General features: G+C 59.3%; 19 protein-coding genes. 7 read left to right on the forward strand and 12 right to left on the reverse strand.

The window, feature by feature from the left end:
* Positions 1-15: 15 nt before the first annotated feature.
* The 4 genes from ftsH (at position 16) to HLUCCO03_RS13680 (ending at position 7,004) form a co-directional block, all read left to right on the forward strand.
* Positions 16-1,902 carry an ATP-dependent zinc metalloprotease FtsH gene (gene ftsH / locus HLUCCO03_RS13665; protein WP_027831318.1) on the forward strand — a complete coding sequence of 629 codons (1,887 nt, stop codon included), beginning with the start codon at positions 16-18 and terminating at the stop codon, positions 1,900-1,902.
* A gap of 120 nt (positions 1,903-2,022) precedes the next feature.
* The gene (locus tag HLUCCO03_RS13670) at positions 2,023-3,141 is read left to right on the forward strand and encodes a diguanylate cyclase (protein ID WP_036197342.1); all 1,119 of its coding nucleotides are present in this window, start codon (positions 2,023-2,025) and stop codon (positions 3,139-3,141) included.
* Positions 3,142-3,218: 77 nt separating this feature from the next.
* Positions 3,219-4,274, forward strand: a complete 1,056-nt coding sequence (locus HLUCCO03_RS13675; protein ID WP_027831316.1) for an alpha/beta hydrolase — start codon at positions 3,219-3,221, stop codon at positions 4,272-4,274.
* Between the two features lie 159 nt (positions 4,275-4,433).
* The gene (locus HLUCCO03_RS13680) at positions 4,434-7,004 is read left to right on the forward strand and encodes an FAD-dependent oxidoreductase (protein WP_027831315.1); all 2,571 of its coding nucleotides are present in this window, start codon (positions 4,434-4,436) and stop codon (positions 7,002-7,004) included.
* Between the two features lie 13 nt (positions 7,005-7,017).
* On the opposite strand, the gene HLUCCO03_RS13685 is transcribed toward HLUCCO03_RS13680, so the two are convergent.
* The gene (locus tag HLUCCO03_RS13685) at positions 7,018-8,400 is read right to left on the reverse strand and encodes an L-serine ammonia-lyase (protein WP_027831314.1); all 1,383 of its coding nucleotides are present in this window, start codon (positions 8,398-8,400) and stop codon (positions 7,018-7,020) included.
* A gap of 321 nt (positions 8,401-8,721) precedes the next feature.
* Between HLUCCO03_RS13685 and HLUCCO03_RS13690 the strand changes: the two genes are divergently transcribed.
* Positions 8,722-9,834: a GlxA family transcriptional regulator gene (locus HLUCCO03_RS13690; protein ID WP_051603796.1), complete on the forward strand. Its 1,113-nt coding sequence runs from the start codon at positions 8,722-8,724 to the stop codon at positions 9,832-9,834.
* Here HLUCCO03_RS13690 and HLUCCO03_RS13695 read toward each other — a convergent pair.
* The 4 genes from HLUCCO03_RS13695 to HLUCCO03_RS13710 form a co-directional block, all read right to left on the reverse strand.
* Entirely contained in the window at positions 9,826-11,523 is a 1,698-nt protein-coding gene (locus HLUCCO03_RS13695; RefSeq protein WP_367142371.1) for a formate--tetrahydrofolate ligase, read from the reverse strand. The genes HLUCCO03_RS13690 and HLUCCO03_RS13695 overlap by 9 nt on opposite strands.
* A gap of 22 nt (positions 11,524-11,545) precedes the next feature.
* A complete protein-coding gene (locus HLUCCO03_RS13700) occupies positions 11,546-12,472 on the reverse strand; it encodes a methylenetetrahydrofolate reductase (protein WP_027831311.1) in 927 nt (308 codons plus the stop codon).
* Positions 12,473-12,558: 86 nt separating this feature from the next.
* Positions 12,559-13,920: a glycine cleavage T C-terminal barrel domain-containing protein gene (locus HLUCCO03_RS13705; protein WP_027831310.1), complete on the reverse strand. Its 1,362-nt coding sequence runs from the start codon at positions 13,918-13,920 to the stop codon at positions 12,559-12,561.
* A gap of 132 nt (positions 13,921-14,052) precedes the next feature.
* Complete coding sequence (locus HLUCCO03_RS13710) at positions 14,053-15,402, reverse strand: hypothetical protein (protein ID WP_027831309.1); 1,350 nt, start codon at positions 15,400-15,402, stop codon at positions 14,053-14,055.
* Between the two features lie 196 nt (positions 15,403-15,598).
* On the opposite strand from HLUCCO03_RS13710, the gene HLUCCO03_RS13715 reads away from it, so the two are divergent.
* Complete coding sequence (locus HLUCCO03_RS13715) at positions 15,599-15,952, forward strand: gamma-glutamylcyclotransferase (RefSeq protein WP_027831308.1); 354 nt, start codon at positions 15,599-15,601, stop codon at positions 15,950-15,952.
* A gap of 45 nt (positions 15,953-15,997) precedes the next feature.
* A complete protein-coding gene (locus HLUCCO03_RS13720; protein WP_027831307.1) occupies positions 15,998-16,411 on the forward strand; it encodes a DUF2721 domain-containing protein in 414 nt (137 codons plus the stop codon).
* Between the two features lie 81 nt (positions 16,412-16,492).
* On the opposite strand, the gene HLUCCO03_RS13725 is transcribed toward HLUCCO03_RS13720, so the two are convergent.
* Genes HLUCCO03_RS13725 through HLUCCO03_RS13755 form a run of 7 tightly spaced genes read right to left on the reverse strand, consistent with a single transcriptional unit; the run spans position 16,493 to position 20,634 of the window.
* The gene (locus HLUCCO03_RS13725; protein WP_292016724.1) at positions 16,493-17,353 is read right to left on the reverse strand and encodes a serine hydrolase; all 861 of its coding nucleotides are present in this window, start codon (positions 17,351-17,353) and stop codon (positions 16,493-16,495) included.
* 51 nt (positions 17,354-17,404) lie between these two features.
* Complete coding sequence (locus HLUCCO03_RS13730) at positions 17,405-17,683, reverse strand: hypothetical protein (protein ID WP_027831306.1); 279 nt, start codon at positions 17,681-17,683, stop codon at positions 17,405-17,407.
* A 39-nt stretch (positions 17,684-17,722) separates the two neighbouring features.
* Positions 17,723-18,166: a PaaI family thioesterase gene (locus tag HLUCCO03_RS13735; protein WP_155939891.1), complete on the reverse strand. Its 444-nt coding sequence runs from the start codon at positions 18,164-18,166 to the stop codon at positions 17,723-17,725.
* Positions 18,167-18,213: 47 nt separating this feature from the next.
* Positions 18,214-18,792 (reverse strand): RNA 2',3'-cyclic phosphodiesterase, encoded by a 579-nt coding sequence (gene thpR, locus HLUCCO03_RS13740; RefSeq protein ID WP_027831304.1) that lies wholly within the window; start codon positions 18,790-18,792, stop codon positions 18,214-18,216.
* The gene (locus HLUCCO03_RS13745; protein WP_292016725.1) at positions 18,785-19,375 is read right to left on the reverse strand and encodes a CPBP family intramembrane glutamic endopeptidase; all 591 of its coding nucleotides are present in this window, start codon (positions 19,373-19,375) and stop codon (positions 18,785-18,787) included. The genes thpR and HLUCCO03_RS13745 overlap by 8 nt, the downstream gene beginning before the upstream one ends.
* Positions 19,376-19,699: an antibiotic biosynthesis monooxygenase gene (locus HLUCCO03_RS13750; RefSeq protein ID WP_027831302.1), complete on the reverse strand. Its 324-nt coding sequence runs from the start codon at positions 19,697-19,699 to the stop codon at positions 19,376-19,378.
* Positions 19,699-20,634 (reverse strand): M23 family metallopeptidase, encoded by a 936-nt coding sequence (locus HLUCCO03_RS13755; RefSeq protein ID WP_051603795.1) that lies wholly within the window; start codon positions 20,632-20,634, stop codon positions 19,699-19,701. The genes HLUCCO03_RS13750 and HLUCCO03_RS13755 overlap by 1 nt, the downstream gene beginning before the upstream one ends.
* Positions 20,635-20,869: the final 235 nt, after the last annotated feature.

The following is a 20,869-nucleotide window of genomic DNA, read 5'->3' on the forward strand; positions in this document are numbered from 1 at the left end:
TGAAGACGGAACACCATGACCCAGACACAAAAGCCTCAGCAGCCAGAACAGCCGCAGACCCCGCAAGTACCTGCCCAATACTCGTTTTTATGGCTGAGCGCCGCAATCATTCTTATGTTTTTCTGGCTCCAGGACGGGCAGCAGCCGACGGTGACTGAATTACCCTATTCCCGGTTCAAGGAAGCTGTCGCTGAGAACCATGTGGAAGAAGTCACTCTCCGGGCAGACCACATCGAAGGTCAGTTGACCGAAGAAGGAGGCAGGGCCTGGGCCGAAGGCTCCAACTCCCTCCGCTTCCACAGCATTCGCCCCCCTGTCGAGGATCCTGACCTGTTACCGCTTCTGGAATCCAATGCGGTCACCGTCAGTGCAAAACCTGCGGACCCGCCAGCCTGGCAACAGCTGTTGAGCAATGTTCTGCCCTGGCTGCTGTTCCTCGGGCTGATGTTCTGGTTCTGGTCCTATGCCCAGAAACGCATGATGCAAGGCGGCGGGGCACTGGGTTTCAACCGGTCAAAAGCCCGCCGTGTAGAGAAGCAGTTTTCCAGAACCAGGCTGTCGGACGTGGCGGGGATTGAATCCGCGAAACGCGACATCACAGAAATTATTGATTTCCTGACAAATCCGGAAAAATACAAGGCCCTGGGGGCAGACATGCCCACAGGCATCCTGCTGGTAGGCCCGCCCGGTACAGGCAAGACCCTGCTGGCCAAGGCCATCGCCGGCGAAGCCGAGGTGCCGTTTTTCAGCATCAGCGCATCCGAATTTATTGAAATGTTCGTTGGGGTCGGGGCGGCGCGGGTCCGCGACATGTTCGACACCGCCCGGAAGGAAGCCCCGGCGCTGATTTTTATTGATGAGCTGGATGCCATCGGGCGATCCCGTGGCGCCGGCTTCGGCGGCGGTCACGATGAACGAGAGCAGACCCTCAACCAGATCCTGACGGAGATGGACGGCTTTGAAGGCCATGAGAATGTGGTTGTTCTGGCGGCCACTAACCGCCCGGATGTACTGGACAGCGCCTTGCTGCGCCCCGGCCGTTTCGACCGCAAGGTAACCCTCGACCGGCCCCACAAGGAAGCCCGCAAGGCCATACTCGAAGTTCATGTCAGAAAGGTTCCCCTCGACAGTGATGTCGACCTGGCGGAAATCGCGGCCCGCACCATCGGATTTGCCGGTGCCGACCTGAAAAATCTGGTGAACGAGGCGGCCCTTACAGCCGCCAGAATGAACCTGAAAAAGGTTAACAACGAGTGCTTCGAGCACGCCCGTGACCGGATTGTTCTGGGTGAGGAACGCGATGCCGAACTGACCCAGGAAGAAAAGGAAGTGGTGGCATACCACGAATGCGGGCACGCTATCATGGCCTATTACATGCCCAAGGCGGACCCGCTCACCCGAGTAACCATTATCCCCCACGGCATGGCGATGGGGGTTACCGAACAGACGCCCAAGGAAGACCGGTACAACTACACCGAAAGCTACCTGACCGACCGTATCAAGGTCATGCTCGGCGGCCGTTCATCGGAAAAACTGATTTACGGAGAAGTCAGCACCGGCGCCCAGAACGATCTCAAGGAAGCCACCAAACTTCTGCGGCGCATGTTCGGACAATGGGGCATGAGTGAAAAAATCGGCCCGCTGGGCCTGGGAATCGGAGAGGAGCATGTTTTCCTCGGCCGGGAGATGGGGCAGCCCCGGGAGTACAGTGAGCACATGGCGGAGCTGATCGACATTGAGGTACAGGCAAAACTGATCGAGCTCGAGAAAGCGACCGTGAATTTTCTTTCTGACCATCGCCAGCAGTTGGAAGCTCTGGCGGAAGCAGTACTGGCAAAGGAAACACTCTCGGCTACTGAAATCCACCAGATACTGGAAGAAAGTGAACGCCAGCGGGCCTGACCTGATCCACTGGCTTTAACAGCGCTTTGCGCGCTAGTATCTGTAGTGAAAACGTACTATTTTCTGTCTTCCCCTGCGGGCATCACGAGGAATCCCGCAATAAACGGATTGATAAACGCTATGGACTCAGCACCCGGGAATGACCTCCACGCCATTCGTACAGAACTGAACCGCCTTGAAACCTATCGGCGGCGCATTTATCTGGGCGTCATCCTGCTCACTATTGTCATTGTCATGCTCAGTTGGGCATTTCGGGAGAATGGCGACCCATTCATTGCAATAGCCTACCCCCTGTTTGCCGTAATTCTTGCGGGCCTGGGCATGGCCCTCTGGCGCAGGATTACCTCCCTGAGAACCATGGAGATCATTTTTGTTGCCACGGTGGGCACCCTGATACTCAGCCGTCTTGCCTGGCACTTCCGGTTCAGTGACCCGCTGGGTGAGCACCTGTTGCTGCTGGCCGGCGGGCATTACTGGGCAGTAGGCATACTGATTGTCTGTGGCTTCATCACCCTCGGTTTCCGGGGAGGCATGATTACCGGGGTAGCCACGTTTCTGTTCTCCGGGGCACTGGCAACCCATGAAATCCTGGGCTGTTTCCTCGCTGCGGCAGAGCAATGCCATAACTGGGTTTACCTGGCGCGGATCCATCTGTTCTTTGCCGTGCTGCTGGCACTGACCAGCGCCGGAACCTTCCTGCGTGAGCGAACCTGGGGCGCCTTTACCCGGGCGGAAACGCTCCAGCACTGGGCCAATACCGACCCGCTGTGCGGCCTGTCAAACCGGCGTGGTGCCGACCGGTTTCTGGCCGCCGAGGCAGCACTGGCGGACCGCTATCAACGCCCCCTGACCATCATTCTTATTGATATCGACCACTTCAAGGCCATCAATGATGAGCACGGGCATAAAGCCGGCGATACCGTTATTCGCGAGTTCGCAGACATTCTTTCCAGCACCGTACGGGAGGTGGACCTGGCGGCACGATGGGGCGGTGATGAATTCCTCGTGGCGACACCGGGCGTTGACCTCCGCGCCGCCCGTCATGCGGCTGAACGTTGCCGCCGGGCGATCGAGCGGGAGCCTATTGCCGGAATACCGGTAACAGTGACTGTGGGCATCGCCGAGTATGTTCCCGGCAAGGGCGCCGATGATGCCATCAATCGTGCCGACGCCATGCTCTACCGCGCCAAGACAGCAGGCCGTAACCGGGTTATTACCGAAGCCTGCGAACCTGCCTGATTTCAAGTGTTTACTTTGAGTACCAAATAGGCGAAAACTCGGCTAACACAAGACGTCGGTTGCCAAAAGGCTGATTCATGATCTGGTTTGTACTGGTATTACTCCTTTCTATCGTACTCATAACGCTTCTGTTGCTTCGGGGTGAAAACCTGGCCCACCTCGACCGGGATGACATGCCGAAGCAGAACTACACCCCCAGCCCTGGCCACAACCAGGTACTGGAAACCATAAAAGACATGGGCCGTTCCGCCAGGGGACTGAAAGGCAAGGCCCGGCTGATGGCACTTCGCAAGCACATGGACGGGCTCAGCGAAGGCCGGGAGTTTGTTTCGGAATTTCGCCCGTCCGGGGCCAATGCCCCGAATGGGGAGTGGGTTCTGGCACCGGGGGTGAACACACGGCGACGGATTCTCTACATTCACGGTGGAGCCTGGGTATCAGGCAGCCCCCGCAGCCACCGCACCATCACCGACAGGCTGTCGAAGGTCGCCAATGCCGCTGTATTTGCAGTGGATTACCGGCTATTGCCGGAGAATCGCTACCGTGAAGGGCTGCGGGACTGCCAGCAAGCCTACCAGTGGATACTGGAGCATGGCCCCGACGGCCCGGAGCCAGCCGAATTCCTGGTGGTCGCCGGGGATTCCGCCGGTGGCAGTCACACCCTGGTACTGATTGCCTGGATTCGCGACCAGGGTCTGCGACAGGCGGATGCCGCAATCGCACTTTCACCCTCTACCGACCTGACACTGACGGCCCCCAGCAACCGCCTCAATATCAAGACCGATCCTCTGCTCGGCCCTACCTTTGGCAGCCTGATGCGGGTACCGCTGCCGGTACTCTGGTGGCTGAGTTTCTTCGGCATGCGCCTGTCGCCATCCAGTCCGCTGGCCTCCCCGCTGCGAGGCAGCCTTGAAAACCTGCCCCCCACCCTGATCCATGCCAGCGATTCGGAGATGCTGCTGGATAACGCCCGCCGTTATGCCAACAAGGCCCGGGACTCGGGCTCACCGGTGGAACTGAAAACCTGGCCAGGAATGGTGCACGTATGGCATATTTTCCCGGATCTTTTGCCAGAAGCGGAAGAAGCCTTTGAACATATTGGAGATTTTCTGAACCGCGTCGAGAAGGGTTGAGGCAGCTCTGAAGACCGATTGAATCCCACCTGCCCTTTGCCGTTTTTGGACGCCTTGGTGTCGTATTGGATTTACCACCCCCGGCCAATCAGGGCCACATTGAATCAAGACCGTGCCGCGGCGCACGCGGGCGTTCAATGCGGGTAAAGGGGGTTCAAGATGGCACAGCTACCGAAACGTGCAAAAGTCGTGATCATTGGCCAGGGCGGTATTGTCGGGTCCTCGGTAGCCCACCACCTGATCGAACTGGGCTGGGATGACATCGTCGGGCTGGAGAAATCCGCCATTCCGTCGGATATCAGTTCCACCTCCCACGCCTCGGATTTCTGCTTCACCACTTCCCACGACAAGCTCAACATCTACACCACGAAATACAGCCAGGCCTTCTACGAAAAGCGCGGAAACTATGTGAAATGCGGCGGCATGGAAGTGGCGCGCATTGATGACGACGAACGCATGGACGAACTTCGCCGCAAGGTAGGCTCGGGAAAGGCCTTTGGCACCAATGTCAGCATGATCTCGCCAAAGCAGGCGAAGGAACTCTTCCCCCTGGTGGATGAAAGCCGGATACAGGGCGCCATGTGGGACCCGGATGCCGGGCTGGTGGTGCCGCGGTCGCAGAAGGTGGCGGGTGACCTGGTGGAGGAAGCCGTGGCGACCGGCAAGCTGCAGGCCTTTGCCTACACACCCGCTACCCGTATCGATGTCCGGGACGGCCAGGTGCGGGGTGTTGCAACCCACAAAGGTTATATTGAAACCGACTACGTGGTGCTCTCCATGGGCATCTGGGGGCCACTGATGGCGAAAACCGCCAATACGCCGCTGCCACTGATGCCCCTGGAGCATCCCCTGCTGTTCTTCGGCCCCTATGAGGAGCTGACTGGCACCGGCAAGCAGATTGTCTACCCCCTGTTCCGTGACCAGGGTAACTCCGCCTATGTGCGGGATACCGGCGACCCGACGACCACGGAGGGTGGCCGCATCGAGTGGGGTTATTACGAGGCCGAAAACCCCAGGCTGGTCTACCCCGGCGCCATTGCCGAACCCGAGGACGCGCGGATGTCACCGTCCATGCGGGACCTGTCGCTGGATCAGGTCATGAATGCCTACGAAAAGGCTATTGAAATGACCCCGATCCTGGGGGAGCTGGGCTGGGAGGAAAAACACTCCTTCAACGGCCTGCTGTCGGTCACACCCGATGGCGGCTCCCTGATGGGGGAATCCCCGGAAGTACGCAACCTCTGGTTCTGCGAAGCGGTCTGGGTCAAGGATGGCCCCGGCGCGGGCAAGGTACTGGCGGACTGGATGACCCACGGGTCCCCGGAGATGGACCCCCACAGTATTGATATCGCCCGTCACTACCCCCTGCAGAAAACCCCGGATTATGTCTATAACCGCTGCTACGAGACCGCCAAGAAGATCTACACCCCGGCGGTTCACCCCCGGGAACCCTACCTGACCGGTCGCAAGATGCGCACCAGCCCGTTTTACCTGCGTGAGGTGGAGCTGGGAGCCTACTTCATGGAAGCCGCCGGCTGGGAGCGCGCCCACGGCTATGCCGCCAACGAATCCACCCTGCTGGCAAAATACCGCGACCGCATACCAGTGCGGGAACACGAGTGGGACGCCCGGCATTTCTGGGAGGTGTCCAACGCCGAGCAACTGGAGATGAGCGAATCCGTGGGCATGATAAACCTCTCCCACTTCGCCATTTTCGACATCTCGGGCGACGACGCCGAAGCACTGCTGGAATACCTGTCGGTTGCCAGGGTCGGCGGCACCACACCCCATGGCAAGGGCGTTTACACCCATTTCCTGGACAGCCGCGGGGGTGTCCGCTCAGACCTGACCATCATCCGGCGTGGCGAAAAGGACTACCGGGTGGTCTGCGGCGGCGACACCGGCCACCGGGACTACTGCTGGATCACCCGCATCGCCCGCGAGAAAGGCCTGGACAACATACAGCTCCGGGACCGTACCGATGAGCTGGCTACCCTGGGACTGTGGGGGCCGAAAGCCCGGGAAACCCTGGCGCGGTTTGTCACCAACCCTGACGAGCTGTCCCATGAAAACTTTCCCTTTGCCACCGCCCGGGAGCTGAATGTCCAGGGCGTGCCGGTCTGGGCCTTCCGGATCTCCTACGTGGGCGAACAGGGCTGGGAGCTTTACTTCCCGTTCAGTTACGGCCTGCGGCTCTGGGATCTGCTGTACGACGCCGGCGTCACCCCGGTGGGTATCGAAACCTACGCCAACACCCGGCGCCTTGAAAAAAGCCTGCGGCTACAGAACGTGGACCTGGAAACCGAATACAACCTCTACGAAGCCGGGCTGCAGCGCCCCAAGGTCAAGGAAGCCGATTTCCATGGCAAGGCCGCCTATCTGGAGCAGCGCAGCCGGCCAGAGCAGGCAGCCTACCTGTGCACGATGACCATGACAGACCACCGGGATGCCAACGGGGTACTTCGCTATCCCGTCGGCCAGTGGCCCATCCTGGACCCACAGACCGGAGAAGTGCTGGTGGACAGCCATGGCCGGCGTTCCTACAACACCAGCACAGCCTGGGGGCCATCGGTCGGCAAGATTATCCTTCTGGGTTACATCCCCGTGGAGTACGCCCAGGAAGGGCGGGAACTGACCCTGGAATATTTCCAGGAGCATTATCCGATTCGCATCGAGGCCGTGGGTTACCGGGCGCTATTCGATTCCGACAATGAGAGAGTCAAGTCCTGATGGGCTCAGGCGGTCAGCATTCGATGATGTTGACAGCAAGCCCTCCCCTTGCGGTTTCCTTGTACTTGTCCAGCATGTCACGGCCGGTTTCACGCATGGTGTATAGCACCTTGTCCAGGGAGACGTAATGCTTGCCGTCACCACGCAGCGCCATGACCGCGGCGTCGATAGCCTTCACCGAGGCCATGGCGTTGCGCTCTATACAGGGAATCTGTACCAGCCCCCCGATAGGATCACAGGTCATGCCCAGGTGATGCTCCATGCCGATTTCAGCGGCATTCTCGACCTGTTCCGGCGAGCCGCCGGTGGCAGCGGCAAGACCGGCCGCCGCCATGGCACAGGCTGAACCGACTTCGCCCTGGCACCCGACTTCAGCTCCGGAGATGGACGCATTTTCCTTGAACAGCACGCCTATCGCCCCGGCGGTCAGCATAAAACGCTCGATGCCGTCTTCATCCGCCTGGGGGCAGAACTCCCGGTAATAATGAAGCACGGCCGGGATAATACCCGCAGCGCCATTGGTGGGAGCGGTTACAATCCGCCCCCCGGCCGCGTTTTCCTCGTTAACGGCCAGGGCATAGAGATTGACCCAGTCCAGCGCACTCAGTGACGGTGAGATCAGATCCACCCGCTGTTTATCCATCAGCGACCGATACAGGGAGGCGGCCCGTCGCCGGACCTTGAGGCCACCGGGCAACACCCCTTCGTGGCGAATGCCGTTCTGTACGCATTCCCGCATGACCCGCCAGAGTTCCAGAATGCCACTGCGGATCTCATCCGGCGTGCGCCAAGCCTGCTCGTTGGCATGCATGATATCGGCGATGGTCAGCTCATGTTCCCGGCAAAGGGCCAACAGAGCCCGGGCGCTGCTGAACGGGTATGGCTGTGGACTGTCATCCTCACGGATGATCGGTGTGCCTGCGGTGGTTCCATCCATCACGAAGCCGCCACCCACCGAGTAGTAGGTTTTCTTGAGCAGGCACTGTCCCTCCCCGTCGAACGCCTGACAGACCATGCCGTTGGGGTGTTCCGGCAGGGATTTCCGGCGGTAATTGACAAGGTCGCGGGATTCCCGGAAAGGAACCGGGTGCATTCCGGCCAGTAACAGCGTGCCCCTGCTTCTGATGCGCTCCAGGTGCGCCGGCATTGCCTCCGGATCAATTCTGGCGGCCTCCGCCCCTTCCAACCCCATCATCACGGCCGGGCCACTGCCATGGCCCTTGCCAGTGGCACCGAGAGAGCCGTAAAGAGAAACCTTGAGCCGCGTCACCGATACCAGCAACCGTTCTGTTTCGAGAGAGCCTGCGAACCGCCGTGCCGCCACCATCGGGCCCACGGTATGGGAGCTGGAAGGGCCAATGCCAACCTTGAACAGCTCAAACAGACTGATCGCCATTTTGCATACTCCTGCGCTGTCTCCAGCCGGTGGATCTGCCTCCACACTAACCCCACCGCTGCCCGAACGCGTGCTTGCCGGCGACACGGGAACGATGATTTACGACAGGCCGGGACGTCGCGTAAGGACCATCCTGAAACACAGGATGTCGCACGTGGACCATTGGCCGACCCACCAACGCCTTAGAATGAAGCACACAATGGAACTGATCACTTATTGCACTATCAAAGTGCAACAGCTAGTGTTCATGTTGCAGTAGTCAATATGCATCATTTATGCGCGGCTACCGCAACAGGCCCGGGCGGGGCAAGGGGGTTAATCATGGCCACTGATACAGGCCTGCACACAGACAGGCCCGCTCAAAATCCCTATCGGGTCGGCTTTCTGCTGATCGAAAATTTCACACTGATTGCGCTTGCCACTGCGGTTGAACCCCTTCGGGTGGCAAACCAGCTGGCTGGCACGGAACTCTATTCCTGGAAACTCCTCACCGCGACGGGCGAGTATGCCCGCGCCAGTGACGGCATTACTATGGTCCCTGACGCCTCCATTCAGGAGGAACACACCTTTGACCTGGTGATTGTGGTAGCCGGCATCGATGTCACCCGAAGTTTTTCCCGCAGCGAAGTCAACTGGCTGAAACAGATGGCCCGACGGCATGTCCTGCTGGGGGCGGTCTGCACCGGGCCCTATGTACTGGCCAGTGCCGGCTTGCTGGATGGCCACTCCTGCAGTGCCCACTGGGAATGCCTGGAAGCCATGCAGGAAGGCTTCCCCCGCGTGCAGACCAACAACCGTCTGTTCACCCTGGAACGGGAACGCATGACCTGCACCGGTGGTACCGTACCCATGCATATGATGCTCAGCTTTCTGGCGCGGCGCCACGGCCAGGAACTCAGTAATGCCGTGTCCCACATGTTTGTCTGCGACCGGGTGCGGGAAGAAAGCGAACAGCAGCCCATGCCCATGCATCCGAGGCTGGCCTGTGCCCAACCCAAGCTGGCGGAAGCCGCCCAGCTGATGGAGGCCAATATCGAGGAGCCGATCGAGCTCCGGGAACTGGCAACACTGGCTGGAATATCCCGGCGGCAGCTGGAACGGCTGTTTCTGAAGCACATGGGGTGCACACCTTCGCGATACTACCTGCGTGTGCGCCTGAACCGGGCACGCCGTCTGCTCAAGCAGACTTCCTGTTCAATCGTGGAGATAGCCTCCATGTGTGGTTTCGTCTCCGCCACACACTTCAGCCGCTGCTACCGTAAAACCATGGGCAAGGCCCCGAAGTACGAGCGCGTGGAAGTCGGCGGCCCCGGGACGGGAAGCGATCTGGTAACCGATACCATGGCTTCTCTCGCATCCTCGTCCTTACAGGCATTGCGCCGCGCCCGTACCGAGCCGACCTACGGCATCTTCGAGGACACCCATTCAGGTTAATCCCACCACCAGTCCATTGTCATCCAGGGCAATGTCCAGTGCTGCAGGGCGCCGCGGCAGCCCCGGCATGGTCATGATATCGCCGCATACGGCTACCACAAATCCGGCTCCCGCCGCGAGGCGCACTTCCCTCACTGGCAACGTATGGCCGGACGGGGCCCCTTTCAGTGAGGAGTCCGCCGAGAAGCTGTACTGGGTCTTGGCGATACAGACCGGCAGATGGCCAAAGCCCAGTTTCTCGTATTCCTCCAGCTGTTTACGGGCGGCTGTTGTGAACTCCACGCCTCCGGCATGGTAGATACGGGTGGCAATGGTGCGGATCTTGTCTGCCAGCGGCAGACTGTCCTCGTAGAGGAACCGGATCTCCGGCTTGCCCTCATCCATCTGGTCAAGCACGGCCTGGGCCAGCTCCGTGGCACCCTCGCCCCCGTTTGCCCAGTGATCAGCGGGCACCGCCCGCACACCCAGCTCTTCACTGATGGACTGGACCAGTGCCAGCTCCTCCTCGGTGTCGTCCGGGAACCGGTTGATGCATACCACCGGGGTCAGCCCGAACTGCTTGAGATTGCAGATGTGTCTTTCGAGGTTGGCGGCACCGGCACGCAATGCGGCCAGATCAGGAATACCCAGCTGACTGCGGGGGACACCGCCCTGCATCTTGAGAGCCCGGATGGTGCAGACAACCACCGCGGCGTCCGGACGCAGGCCGGTGTGCCGGCACTTGATGTCGATGAACTTTTCCGCGCCCAGGTCGGCACCAAAGCCGGCCTCCGTAATCACAACATCATTGAGGGCAAGAGCGGCGCGGGTGGCGGTCACGGAATTACAACCGTGAGCGATATTGGCAAACGGCCCTCCATGAATAAATACCGGATTATGCTCCAGGCTCTGTACCAGGTTGGGTTGCAGCGCTTCTTTCAATAATACGGTCAACGAACCTTCCACGCCCAGATCCCGAACGGTGACCGGCGTCATATCAGAGCGTCTGCCGACGATGATATTGCCCAGGCGCTGCTTCAGGTCTGCACGACCGTCGGCCAGGCACAGGATGGCCATGATTTCCGAGGACACGGTAATGTCGAAACCGGTTTCCCGGGGCACACCGTGGGCGGCGCCGCCGAGGCCCGAAACCATATTGCGCAGGGAACGGTCGGTTATATCCAGAACCCGCCGCCAACTGACATAACGGGTGTCCAGGCCGGCCTCGTTACCCCAGTGGATGTGATTATCGATCAGCGATGCCAGCAGGTTGTGAGCCGTGGTGATGGCATGGAAGTCACCATTGAAATGCAGGTTGATATCTTCCATGGGGATGACCTGGGCACGGCCACCACCGGCGGCACCGCCCTTCATGCCGAAACACGGCCCCAGAGACGGCTCCCGCAGGCACACGGACGAACGCACACCGAGACGGTTGAGGCCATCGTTAAGCCCCACGCTGGTGGTGGTTTTACCTTCTCCGGCCGGGGTTGGGGTGATTGCTGTCACCAGCACCAGTTTGCCCCGGGGGGCGCTTGCAGAAGTGTCCACGTAGGACATGTCCAGTTTGGCCTTGTAGTGACCGAAGGGCACCAGGCTCTCGGCCGGCAGGCCGAATCGCTGCTGCGCCAGCAACAGAATGGACAGTGGCTGAACCGACCGGGCAATCTCGATATCCGGCGTTCCCGGTGGCAGCCAGTTGCCGGACATTGGCGTTACGGATTGCGATTCACTATAGCGAAGACTCATGGCATTGCCCCTTCTGGTCCTCAATGGACCCGCTGTGTTCCTGAATCCATTGCGCGGACTTGCGCAGCCCGCCAAACGGGAAGAGATGAATACCCCGCAACAGGGTTTCCGGGTTGTCCAGACAGTACCGGACGAGCGCCTGCAACATGCCCTCCGGAGTCCAGGCCCGCAGCATCCTGGCGCTTCCTGGCCGGCGCAGCATCAGGCGTGCGGAGGCGCCCACCCCACACTGGGCAGCGTAGGCGATCAGGGTTTTCACCCGTGTCGGCCCGGCCATACCAATGTAAACAGGCACTTCTTCCAGAACGTCACCAAGGCTCTGCAGCCAATCCGTCACCACATTGGCGTCGAAGGTAAACTGGGTCACCACCCACAATCGTGTCGACGTTGTGCGGGCGTATTCCCGTTTGATTCCCAGGGCCTGGTGCAGGGTGGCCCGATCGGCCATGGGGTGTCCGTCCGGATGGGCGGCGACACCAATACCGTGGAACCGGAACTGGGCCAGAAGGCCGGACTCCAGCACCGCCAGGGTGTCGGGGAAAGGGCCGGCAACCGCATCGCTGTCGCCGGCGATCAGCAACAACCGGTCAACGCCGCTGTCATCCAGTTGTGAAAGCCAGTCCCGGAGTTGCCCCCGGCTTTCCGCCATACGGGCCGGGACATGGGGTACCGGCTGCATCCCGATTTCCAGGAGACGACGACACGCTTCCAGTGTTTCACTGAACTGGCCCTTTGGCAGGAACGGCACATAAACGCAGGTGCCGCCAGGCAACAGATCGGGCAAATCGTCCGTTGTCATTACCTGCCGCGGCGTCGCTTCCAGGGAGGCGGAGCGTACGAGGGCGTGAAGCTTTGCCGCGGTCTCCTTGTCGTGGGGACTGTACGCCTGTTTCTCTCTCACCAGTTTCATAAACCAAGCCCCCGCTTACTACCCGTGTAATCCGTGATCATCAGGCAGGCGGCGGACGGTCATTGCCGCCCGCCCTGCCGGCTTTGCTAGTCGGCGAAGTCGATCCCCTTCGCCCGGGCACGCTCCCGTGCGTTGGGATTGACCGACGGCCGGAAGGGAACCTCCACAACTTCCGCCTCCACAGCCGTGGTGCCGTCCGGGGCGGCGTATTCCACTGGCAGGTGAACCGTCAGACGGGTACCGATACTGCGCAAATCGTATGGCACATAAGCAAGCGCGATATTGGTTTCCAGCTCCGGGGAATACCAGGGGGATGTCACATAGCCTTCAGGCTCGCCGCCATCCGGGCCGCTGATCAGCCAGAAGTCATTGGCGTAGTCGGTTACTTCACCGCCACCGAAACGGATACCCACCATGATGTGACTGAACGGGGGCCGGCCGGCATCAATCTGTTCGCGGGCCTTTTCAAGCGCCTGCTTACCGATGTAATCCGCCTCTTTGTTACGTGGCACCTGGTAAGCCAGGGCACACTGGAACGGCAGGGTTTCCTGGTCCACGTCCTGGCCCCAGGAAAGAATACCCGCGGCAATGCGGCGATGGTGCGCAGGGGCAATCACCTTCAGGTTGTGGGGTTCTCCCGCCGCAAGCACCGTGTACCAGAGGTCCTCGGCGTATTTCGTGGCATCCTTGAGGTAGATCTCGTAGCCCTTTTCACCGGTAAACCCGGTCTGGGAAACAATGACATCGTGACCGGCGACCTGGCCTTCCATGAGTCCGTAATAGGGAATGTCCCTCACACACTCGCCAAACAGATCGGCCATGAGTGCTTCGGATTTCGGACCCTGGATCTGCACCGGTGCCACATCAATCTCTGCAATGCTGACGTTGAAGCCCATGCCGATATTGACGCCCCTCAGCCACATTTCCAGATCGCTGTCGGAAAGCGAGAACCAGAATTCATCCTCCGCAACCCGCAACAACACCGGGTCATTGAGAATGCCGCCTTCTTCGTTACACAGAATGACGTACTTGCCCCGCATGGGTTTGATCCTGGTGGCGTCCCGGGTGATCACATAGTTCACGAAACGCTCGGCATCCGGGCCCTTCACCTGAATCTGGCGCTCGACGGCCACATTCCACATGGTGACATCATGGATCAGCGACTCGTACTCCACCATGGCGCCGCCGTCCTCCGGCCGGACATAACCCCGGGGGTGGTACATACGATTGTATACGGAGGCCCGCCAGCAGCCGGCTTCGTAGGACAGGTGCCAGTATGGCGACTTGCGCACCCTCGTGGAGATCAGCATCTCCACTGGTGTGGGGCCGGACTGGCGCAGATTGATGGGAACGCGTCGATCAGTCTGATCGACGCTGTCGGGCTGGCGTGCTGCGCCTGCCCGCTGGTGTGGGTAATCCTGAAGTACTTGCTCGAATTTAACGGCCATTGCTATCTCCCCCTTAGCGGGTTGTCGATAGCTCTAATGTGACCCTGTTCGCGTTTATCGGGTTGAACCAATACGACACTGGCGCAACCAAAAACGTCAGAGGGATGGTGAAAGCCATCCCTCGTCAGCGTGTCAGTCGTGAGGTATGGGGTCCGGGCTCCGGTCCCAGCCCACCATAACCAGTGTCGCCACCACACCGATCAGCAACCCGATCCAGGGTTCGAAGAAGGCCAGTGCAGCGCCAATCAGCACTACGGTACCCCTTGAGGCATTATCCCTCGGAATGGACATGGCTATGTAGGCGCAGGCAAAGCCGGTGAGCACCAGTGTCAGCGACAGTGCAATGCCCAGCAACGGCTTGAGACCGGTCAGCAATGGCAGCAGGAAGTAGATGAACGGCAGGCCCATGAGGTAGTAGGACGCGAGACCACTGTGAAGGCTGCCCATGGCTTTCGGTCCCTGCTTCCAGCGCTGCACGACGATGACATGGACACCTGTCCAGACAGCCCCCTGGGTCGGGAAGAATGGTGCAACAATACCCATGAGCGCATTTCGGATCGACAGCGAGAAATGAGTACGGTTGAGGTTGATATCAATATGCTCGTCGGTGCGGGTTTTCATGCCATCCCGCAAGACTTCATTGCCGGTGACGATATCGCCGAACAGGATGATGTAGGCGATCAGTGCCAGGGGCACACTCTGCGCAACCATCTCCGTGGAAGGCCAGCCATTGACCAGTGGCGATGCCTTGGCAACCGCCTCGGCCAGGGGTGGCACCACAAAGCCCCACTGAATATCGAAGCTGACCTCACCCACGAACGGCCCCACCATGGCAGCAATCAGGAAACCAGGCAGCAATCCAAGCGCTCCGAGCATGAAGAAAAAGCGATTCCGGGCTTTCAGCTTCTGCATTGGCACCGAGAACGTGAAAATCAGGCAGATAGCACAGGCCAGCGTAGTGGCAATAGGCTGTTCCAGAAGAAAGCGATCGGCATCATCAATAAACACCCGCTTCAATGCCGCAATCGAGGCGCCAAGAATAATGCCGGCTTTCAGGGTATCCGGCAGCCAGATCACGAATCGTCGCCCCAACCCGGTTATACCCAGAAGAAACACCAGTGATGCGAACACCAGGGTCAGCGCGGTCATGGCCTGGAAACGGGAGGAAGGGTCTTCGTAGCCACCAATCACGAAAGCCAGGATCAATGGCAAAGCGGGTGTTATCCAACCGCCGGCATAGGGTTCCCCGAAGATAATAACGGCTGATGCAATCAGGAAGGCATGCACCATGGACAATGCGACGGCTTCTTCAAAGCTCAGGCCGAAGTAGGCCGTCATCACCGGAATCAGCGCCAGGCCCGTCGCCGCTGAAACCAGCAACCCCTGCAGGAATTCCGACCAACATAGCCTGGTGTGATAAAACGGTACCCGGAAAGTAAACGGGCCCCATCGCCAGCCCGCGAGTTCTTGTCTTTCTGCCATATTGGATTACCCGTTGGTGGTTATATTTGTTGTGACCAGAGTATGGAAAGGGTTCGGGTATTCCGCGAATGAATTTTTCTGATCGGCAGCGATAAGCGCCATTGATGGATTGGAGGCACGGTGCGGCTGGATTATCCCCCTGGCATCGCTTTAAACTCAGGGGCCACCCTCGTGATTTTTGTACCAAAGAGAGTCAATGAAACACGTAGTTGCGGTATACGGCACTCTGAAACAGGGCTTCGGGAACCACCACCTGCTCGGAAAAGCCTGCTATATTGGTTCCGACACCCTCACCAGCCTGACCCTTTATGATCTCGGCCCTTACCCGGGCGCACTGCCAAAGCCGTCTGAAGGCGTGAGCGTGGAGGTCTACGCCGTAAACGGCCCGCTGCTGGCGATGCTGGACGAACTTGAAGATTTCAATCCGAGAGCAAGAAAGGCAAGCCTGTACCTGCGCAAGAGAATGCAGACCCGACATGGGCTTGCATGGGTCTATCTCTATAACCGGCCAGTTCGCAGTAGCCAGCGCATCAACAGCGGCAACTGGTAGCGACAGGAATCGATTAATGACTCCATACCGTACAAGGAGCAGACGTTGACACTGACCACCCCCGCCCTGCTGTTTCCAGCCATTTCGCTGTTACTGTTGGCCTACACCAATCGTTTCCTGGTACTGGCCCAGTTAATCCGCCAGCTCAAACAGATGGATACCGAGGAAGACCACGCACTGATCGCAAGGCAGATCAGCATGCTGCGCAAACGTATCGTCCTGACCAAACGCATGCAGGCCTTTGGGGTATTGAGCTTCTTCCTGTGCACCGTGTCCATGTTCGTGCTGTTTCTGGGGGCGCAGCTTGCAGGCGCCATAGCGTTCGGCGTGAGCCTGATACTGCTTTCACTGTCGCTGCTGTTTTCGCTTTACGAGATCGTGATCTCCACCAACGCCATTAACGTTGAGCTTGAGAATTTTGAGGCGAGGAAGCAGGGGCAGGCGGATACCGGGGAATAACAAACTCTTCCAGCAGCGCATTCTGTTGCCGCATGAACGAGGGGGAGGCTGGCGGTTGCGGGTCGGCGGTCATCACCACTGTCATCCTGAGTTCCGGCACAACGTATAGCATCTGCCCACCGAATCCACGGCCGTAATAGGCTCTGTACCCGGCCAGATCGGTGACAAACCAGCCGATCCGTAACGATCATCTGTGTAACGGGAGAGGCCCCGCTGCGTCCAGGACGACTCGATCCACTCGGGCGATATCAACTGCTTCCCGGCGTGAACGCCCTCGTTACGATAGAGCTCCCCGATCTTCAGCAAGGCCATGGGAGAAAGGCGCATGTCGTTGCCCCCGAAATAGATGCCCTGAGGGTCAGTCAGCCAGGCGGGAATCTCGATATCCAGAGGGTCGCCAAGCCAGTCGCGGGCAATGGCCAGCGTACTTTGCCCGGTGCGATCGGTGAGCGCTGCCGACAACAGGTGATAGCTTCCGGTGGAATACAGCATGTCTCCGCCCGGCTCATCCACGAACGGGCGGTTGAGAACATACTCTACCCAGTTGTCGCTGTTGACCCACTGCCCGTAGTAACGCCCGGAGGTGCGCTGCAGGCCCGCCTGCATGGAAAGCAGATGGCCAATGGTTACTTCACTGACCCTTGAATCGGCGGTTGCCGGCACATCCAGGATATCGGTTATGGGCTGATCGGCGCTTTCAAACACACCCCGGTCAATGGCCATTCCGACCACGGCCGAGAGCACCGTCTTGGAAAGGGACTTGATGTTCACCGGCTCATCCAGATCCGGCCCCCGGATTGCCCTTGCGAACACCGGTTCTCCGTCTACGGCGATCACCAGGCCGTGAAGCCGTTCAAGTGCCACCGCCTTCTCGGCCAGCCCGGGGAATGGCTCATTGCTCTCACGCGCCTCGACCGTCCACGCCGACGCGGACAGGAGCATCAAGCCCCCGGCAAAGAGCAAAAGCTTCAGGGACGGAGAGCGCAACATGGCCTATCGGTTACCCCAGATCCTGGCGACAGCGCTGTCACTGCCGAGGAACCCCACGACAAGGCACACCAGGCCGATCACAAAGAAAAGAATGATGGGGAAAAGTGCCCCCAGGGTTTCCGCCACCAGGGCCGCCAGCAGGGACACCCCGGAAAGAACAAGGAACAGCAAACCTACTGCCAGCAGTATTTTCCGGTGGGACGGGCGATAGCCCTCTGCACTTTCACCCTTTTCGAAGAACAACAGAATGGGCCAGAAGACCTTTCGCAAAACCTCTTTCACTGAATGCAACCTCGCATCATCCGGGGATGGCCTGACCGCTCAGGCCTGTTTCGCAGGTACGTCACGGGGGCTGACGACGGCCAGTGTCACTGCCGCTTTGGACACAAGCCGCATATTATCAGCGGTACCGCAATACACCTCGGACTCTACCACAGTCAGCGAGGAGCCGGCCTTCAGAACAGTTGCAATACACTCAAGATGGGTGCCTTTGGCGGATCGCAGCAGTTTCAGTGAGAAATCCGAGGTGAGCACAATCTGGCCCGGCCGGGCCATGGCAGCACCGGCAGCGCCTGCGGTATGGTCGGCCACGGTTGCCTGAACCCCGAAATGAACAAAACCGTCCTGCTGCAGATGCCTGTTTGCAAGAACCAGCCGGGAACGGCACTCGCCTGCCTCAATGGAAACAAGCTCCAGGCCCAGATCGGCGATAAACGGTGCCGAGGAGAAAATCCGCTCCACTTCGTTTTTATTGAGAATCCCCACAATGATCTCCCGAATTCAATGAAGCCACTGAAATCCTACCTGAGTTTTCAGCCATCAGCGCTGTCGATTTTACCCTGATCCATCATTGTAAACCGCTCGATAATCTGGTAGACCGATCCCTGCTCACCCCGAACGCTTTGAAACAATGCAAATCTGTCCACAGCAAACGAACCGACTACCAGCTGCTCAGGACTCTGAAGCAGTTCAGTGACGGGCCCTGCCCCTTTCTTGAAACGGGACAAGGTAATATGCGGGTGGAACCTGCGCCTTTCCCCGGCGAGCCCACTCTGCGCCAGACCCTGGTCAAGCGCACAGTGCAACCTGACCAGGTCTTCCTTCGGCTGCACACCGGCCCAGAGGTTCTTCGGCCGATCTGGCGCGCCGAAGCAGCCAATACCACAGACGGTAAGTTCAAAGGGTTCAACCGGCAGATTTCGGGCAGCATCACAAACCACGGGCAGCCGTCCGGCGTCCACACTGCCCAGAAATGCCAGGGTGAGGTGTAGCTGGTCTGCCCGCTGCCAGCGCGCACCGGCCACTGGCTGCTGAATCTGCAGCAGCCGCTGTTTGATTGCTTGCGGAATCTCCAGCCCGAAAAACAGACGAAGCTTTGCCGTTTTATCCACTTCGCACCCCGAACAGCTCGGGAAACCGCCGCAGGCAATAAAGCGCGATCAGGTCATACACACCGTGCCAGACCATGACCAGTACCAGGCTGTCTGTGAGCGCATAGGCGGTTCCCAGCACCAGGCCCAGCCCGGTCGCCACCACGAAGTAGGTGAAAGATAGATAGTGCACCAGACCGAACAGCACCGAAGCCGCCGTAACCGCCACGGCAACGGGGACATTCTGCGTCAGCCAGCCCTGGATGGCACCGCGGAACAGTAACTCCTCACCCACGCCAGCCAGGGCCGAAAGGGCAATCAGAACCGGCCAGGAATAGTCGCTTGCGAACCGGTGCAACTGCTCCAGTTGGGATTCCAGAGACTCCCTGAGCAGGCCCGGAAGCCTCGTCAGCAGCATGATCACCCCGTAGGTCGCCACACTGCCCACCAGGCCCCACAGAACGGAAACCCCGTGGCTCATCCCGTTCAGCTGTACCGGTATGGCAAACAGGATAATGGCCACCAGGCCGACCACACCGATGCACCCCTGGAACATCAATGCTGCATGGGGTGAGATCTGCGGCCGTTTACCGGGTCTGGTCACTCAGTTGCCCTGCTTTCCGGGCGGCATCACCACCCATTCGGGGTCATCAAATTCACCGAGTGGTGTAATCTCACAGAACGGCGCAGCGCTGCGGATGATGCGGGCAACCTCCGGGTTGTGCTGTTTTTCCATCGCATCCCGGTCCGCCTTGCTGTCCCAGCTGGCGATGGCAATCAGCACATTCGGATCATCCATTTTCCGGTGCAACTCGGTTCCTCTGGCACCGGGTGCCTGCTGGATGATCTCGCTGGCACGGACCCAGGCATCTGCGTATTCCTCGGCGGTGTGCCCTTCCCGGATGCGAACCTCAAAGATGTATTTCATCAAGTGCCCCTCTGTCGAATCACATCATTGCGAACCAGGTAACGGCCATCAAAACTCATCGGCAGGCCATTGGCTTCCCACATGAGTTCGTCGTGTTGTGAAACCCTGCCTTCCACCGCATGCATGTGAAGGTGGGGTTCACTGGTATTGCCCGAGTTACCCACTCGCCCTAACAGGTCCCCTGACTGTACCCTGTCGCCCGGCTCTAACGAAACCGATCCGTCCTGCAGGTGGGCCAGCACCACCGTTGCATCGGCACAATAAATGGCAACGAAATTTCCGGCAGGATTGTCACGGTCACTGCGGGGCGGTGTCTGGTCCGGGAAACCCGTCTCCACGTTCGTCACCTCGCCGGAACACGGTGCGGTAACCGGTGAATTCCATATCTGATAGTCCTCCAGCGCGCTGGGTACAACCCCGTGGGTACGCAGGCCAAACCGGCCAACCCGCACCACATCAATCGCATGGTGTTGCGCGTCGATCCCGTAATGGTGATTCATCACATGGGAATTGCCACCCTGCCCGACACGGTATTGCCCCTCCGCCAACGGCCATTGCAACGCAACGGGCCGGGCGTCTACATCTCTGGCCCCCAGGACAGACCATGCCGGTACCGAAAGTGCGGCCAGCACCGCCAGGTTGAAACCCAGCGAAAGAATGGTACCGGCCCGCCAGGCAGGCCGTGGCGGCAGCAAGGGCATACGGCGCACCAGAAACCAGACAACACTGCCCGCCAGGGCTGCCCAGAACAGCCACGGCCAATAGCCGCCCAGCCATATCCAGGCTCCTGCCTGCTGGATCAGCAACAGATAAACCACAGCCAGCGCCAGGTAACTCAGCCAGTGAACTCTGGACGGCGATTTCCCGAACCCCACGGCGACGATGAACACCAATGGCACGAAAAGATGGGATAAAACGAGAAGCAGAAGAGTCATGGCCAATCGCTCACCTGGGACAGTAATATTTCTCTGGTCGTCGACCGCGTCGGTAAGTGCCTATGAAAATAAACTTGGCAAACCCGGGCCCATGATAGTACAGTGCGTTTCGTAGGAAAGATTTAGCACAGCATTTCACGAATAAGACGCATCTCTGTTGTTTTCGGTAGTTTTCCGTCCTGTTTTTGATTCCGCGCGTTTTTTGTTTCCGCACAACGCTGATCAGTCATCATTT

Origin of the sequence: Marinobacter sp. HL-58, from assembly GCF_001314605.1 — a bacterium.
GTDB lineage: Bacteria > Pseudomonadota > Gammaproteobacteria > Pseudomonadales > Oleiphilaceae > Marinobacter.

Coding starts and splice junctions, on each gene's coding strand:
- HLUCCO03_RS13695 (WP_367142371.1), bottom strand. CDS start 11,523: ATGTCCGGCAACTGGCTGCCACCGGGAACGCCGGATATCGAGATTGCC.
- HLUCCO03_RS13755 (WP_051603795.1), bottom strand. CDS start 20,634: ATGACTCTTCTGCTTCTCGTTTTATCCCATCTTTTCGTGCCATTGGTG.
- HLUCCO03_RS13725 (WP_292016724.1), bottom strand. CDS start 17,353: ATGCTCCTGTCCGCGTCGGCGTGGACGGTCGAGGCGCGTGAGAGCAAT.
- HLUCCO03_RS13680 (WP_027831315.1), top strand. CDS start 4,434: ATGGCACAGCTACCGAAACGTGCAAAAGTCGTGATCATTGGCCAGGGC.
- HLUCCO03_RS13700 (WP_027831311.1), bottom strand. CDS start 12,472: ATGAAACTGGTGAGAGAGAAACAGGCGTACAGTCCCCACGACAAGGAG.
- HLUCCO03_RS13675 (WP_027831316.1), top strand. CDS start 3,219: ATGATCTGGTTTGTACTGGTATTACTCCTTTCTATCGTACTCATAACG.
- HLUCCO03_RS13705 (WP_027831310.1), bottom strand. CDS start 13,920: ATGGCCGTTAAATTCGAGCAAGTACTTCAGGATTACCCACACCAGCGG.
- HLUCCO03_RS13685 (WP_027831314.1), bottom strand. CDS start 8,400: ATGGCGATCAGTCTGTTTGAGCTGTTCAAGGTTGGCATTGGCCCTTCC.
- HLUCCO03_RS13670 (WP_036197342.1), top strand. CDS start 2,023: ATGGACTCAGCACCCGGGAATGACCTCCACGCCATTCGTACAGAACTG.
- HLUCCO03_RS13710 (WP_027831309.1), bottom strand. CDS start 15,402: ATGGCAGAAAGACAAGAACTCGCGGGCTGGCGATGGGGCCCGTTTACT.
- HLUCCO03_RS13690 (WP_051603796.1), top strand. CDS start 8,722: ATGGCCACTGATACAGGCCTGCACACAGACAGGCCCGCTCAAAATCCC.
- ftsH (WP_027831318.1), top strand. CDS start 16: ATGACCCAGACACAAAAGCCTCAGCAGCCAGAACAGCCGCAGACCCCG.
- HLUCCO03_RS13750 (WP_027831302.1), bottom strand. CDS start 19,699: ATGAAATACATCTTTGAGGTTCGCATCCGGGAAGGGCACACCGCCGAG.
- HLUCCO03_RS13715 (WP_027831308.1), top strand. CDS start 15,599: ATGAAACACGTAGTTGCGGTATACGGCACTCTGAAACAGGGCTTCGGG.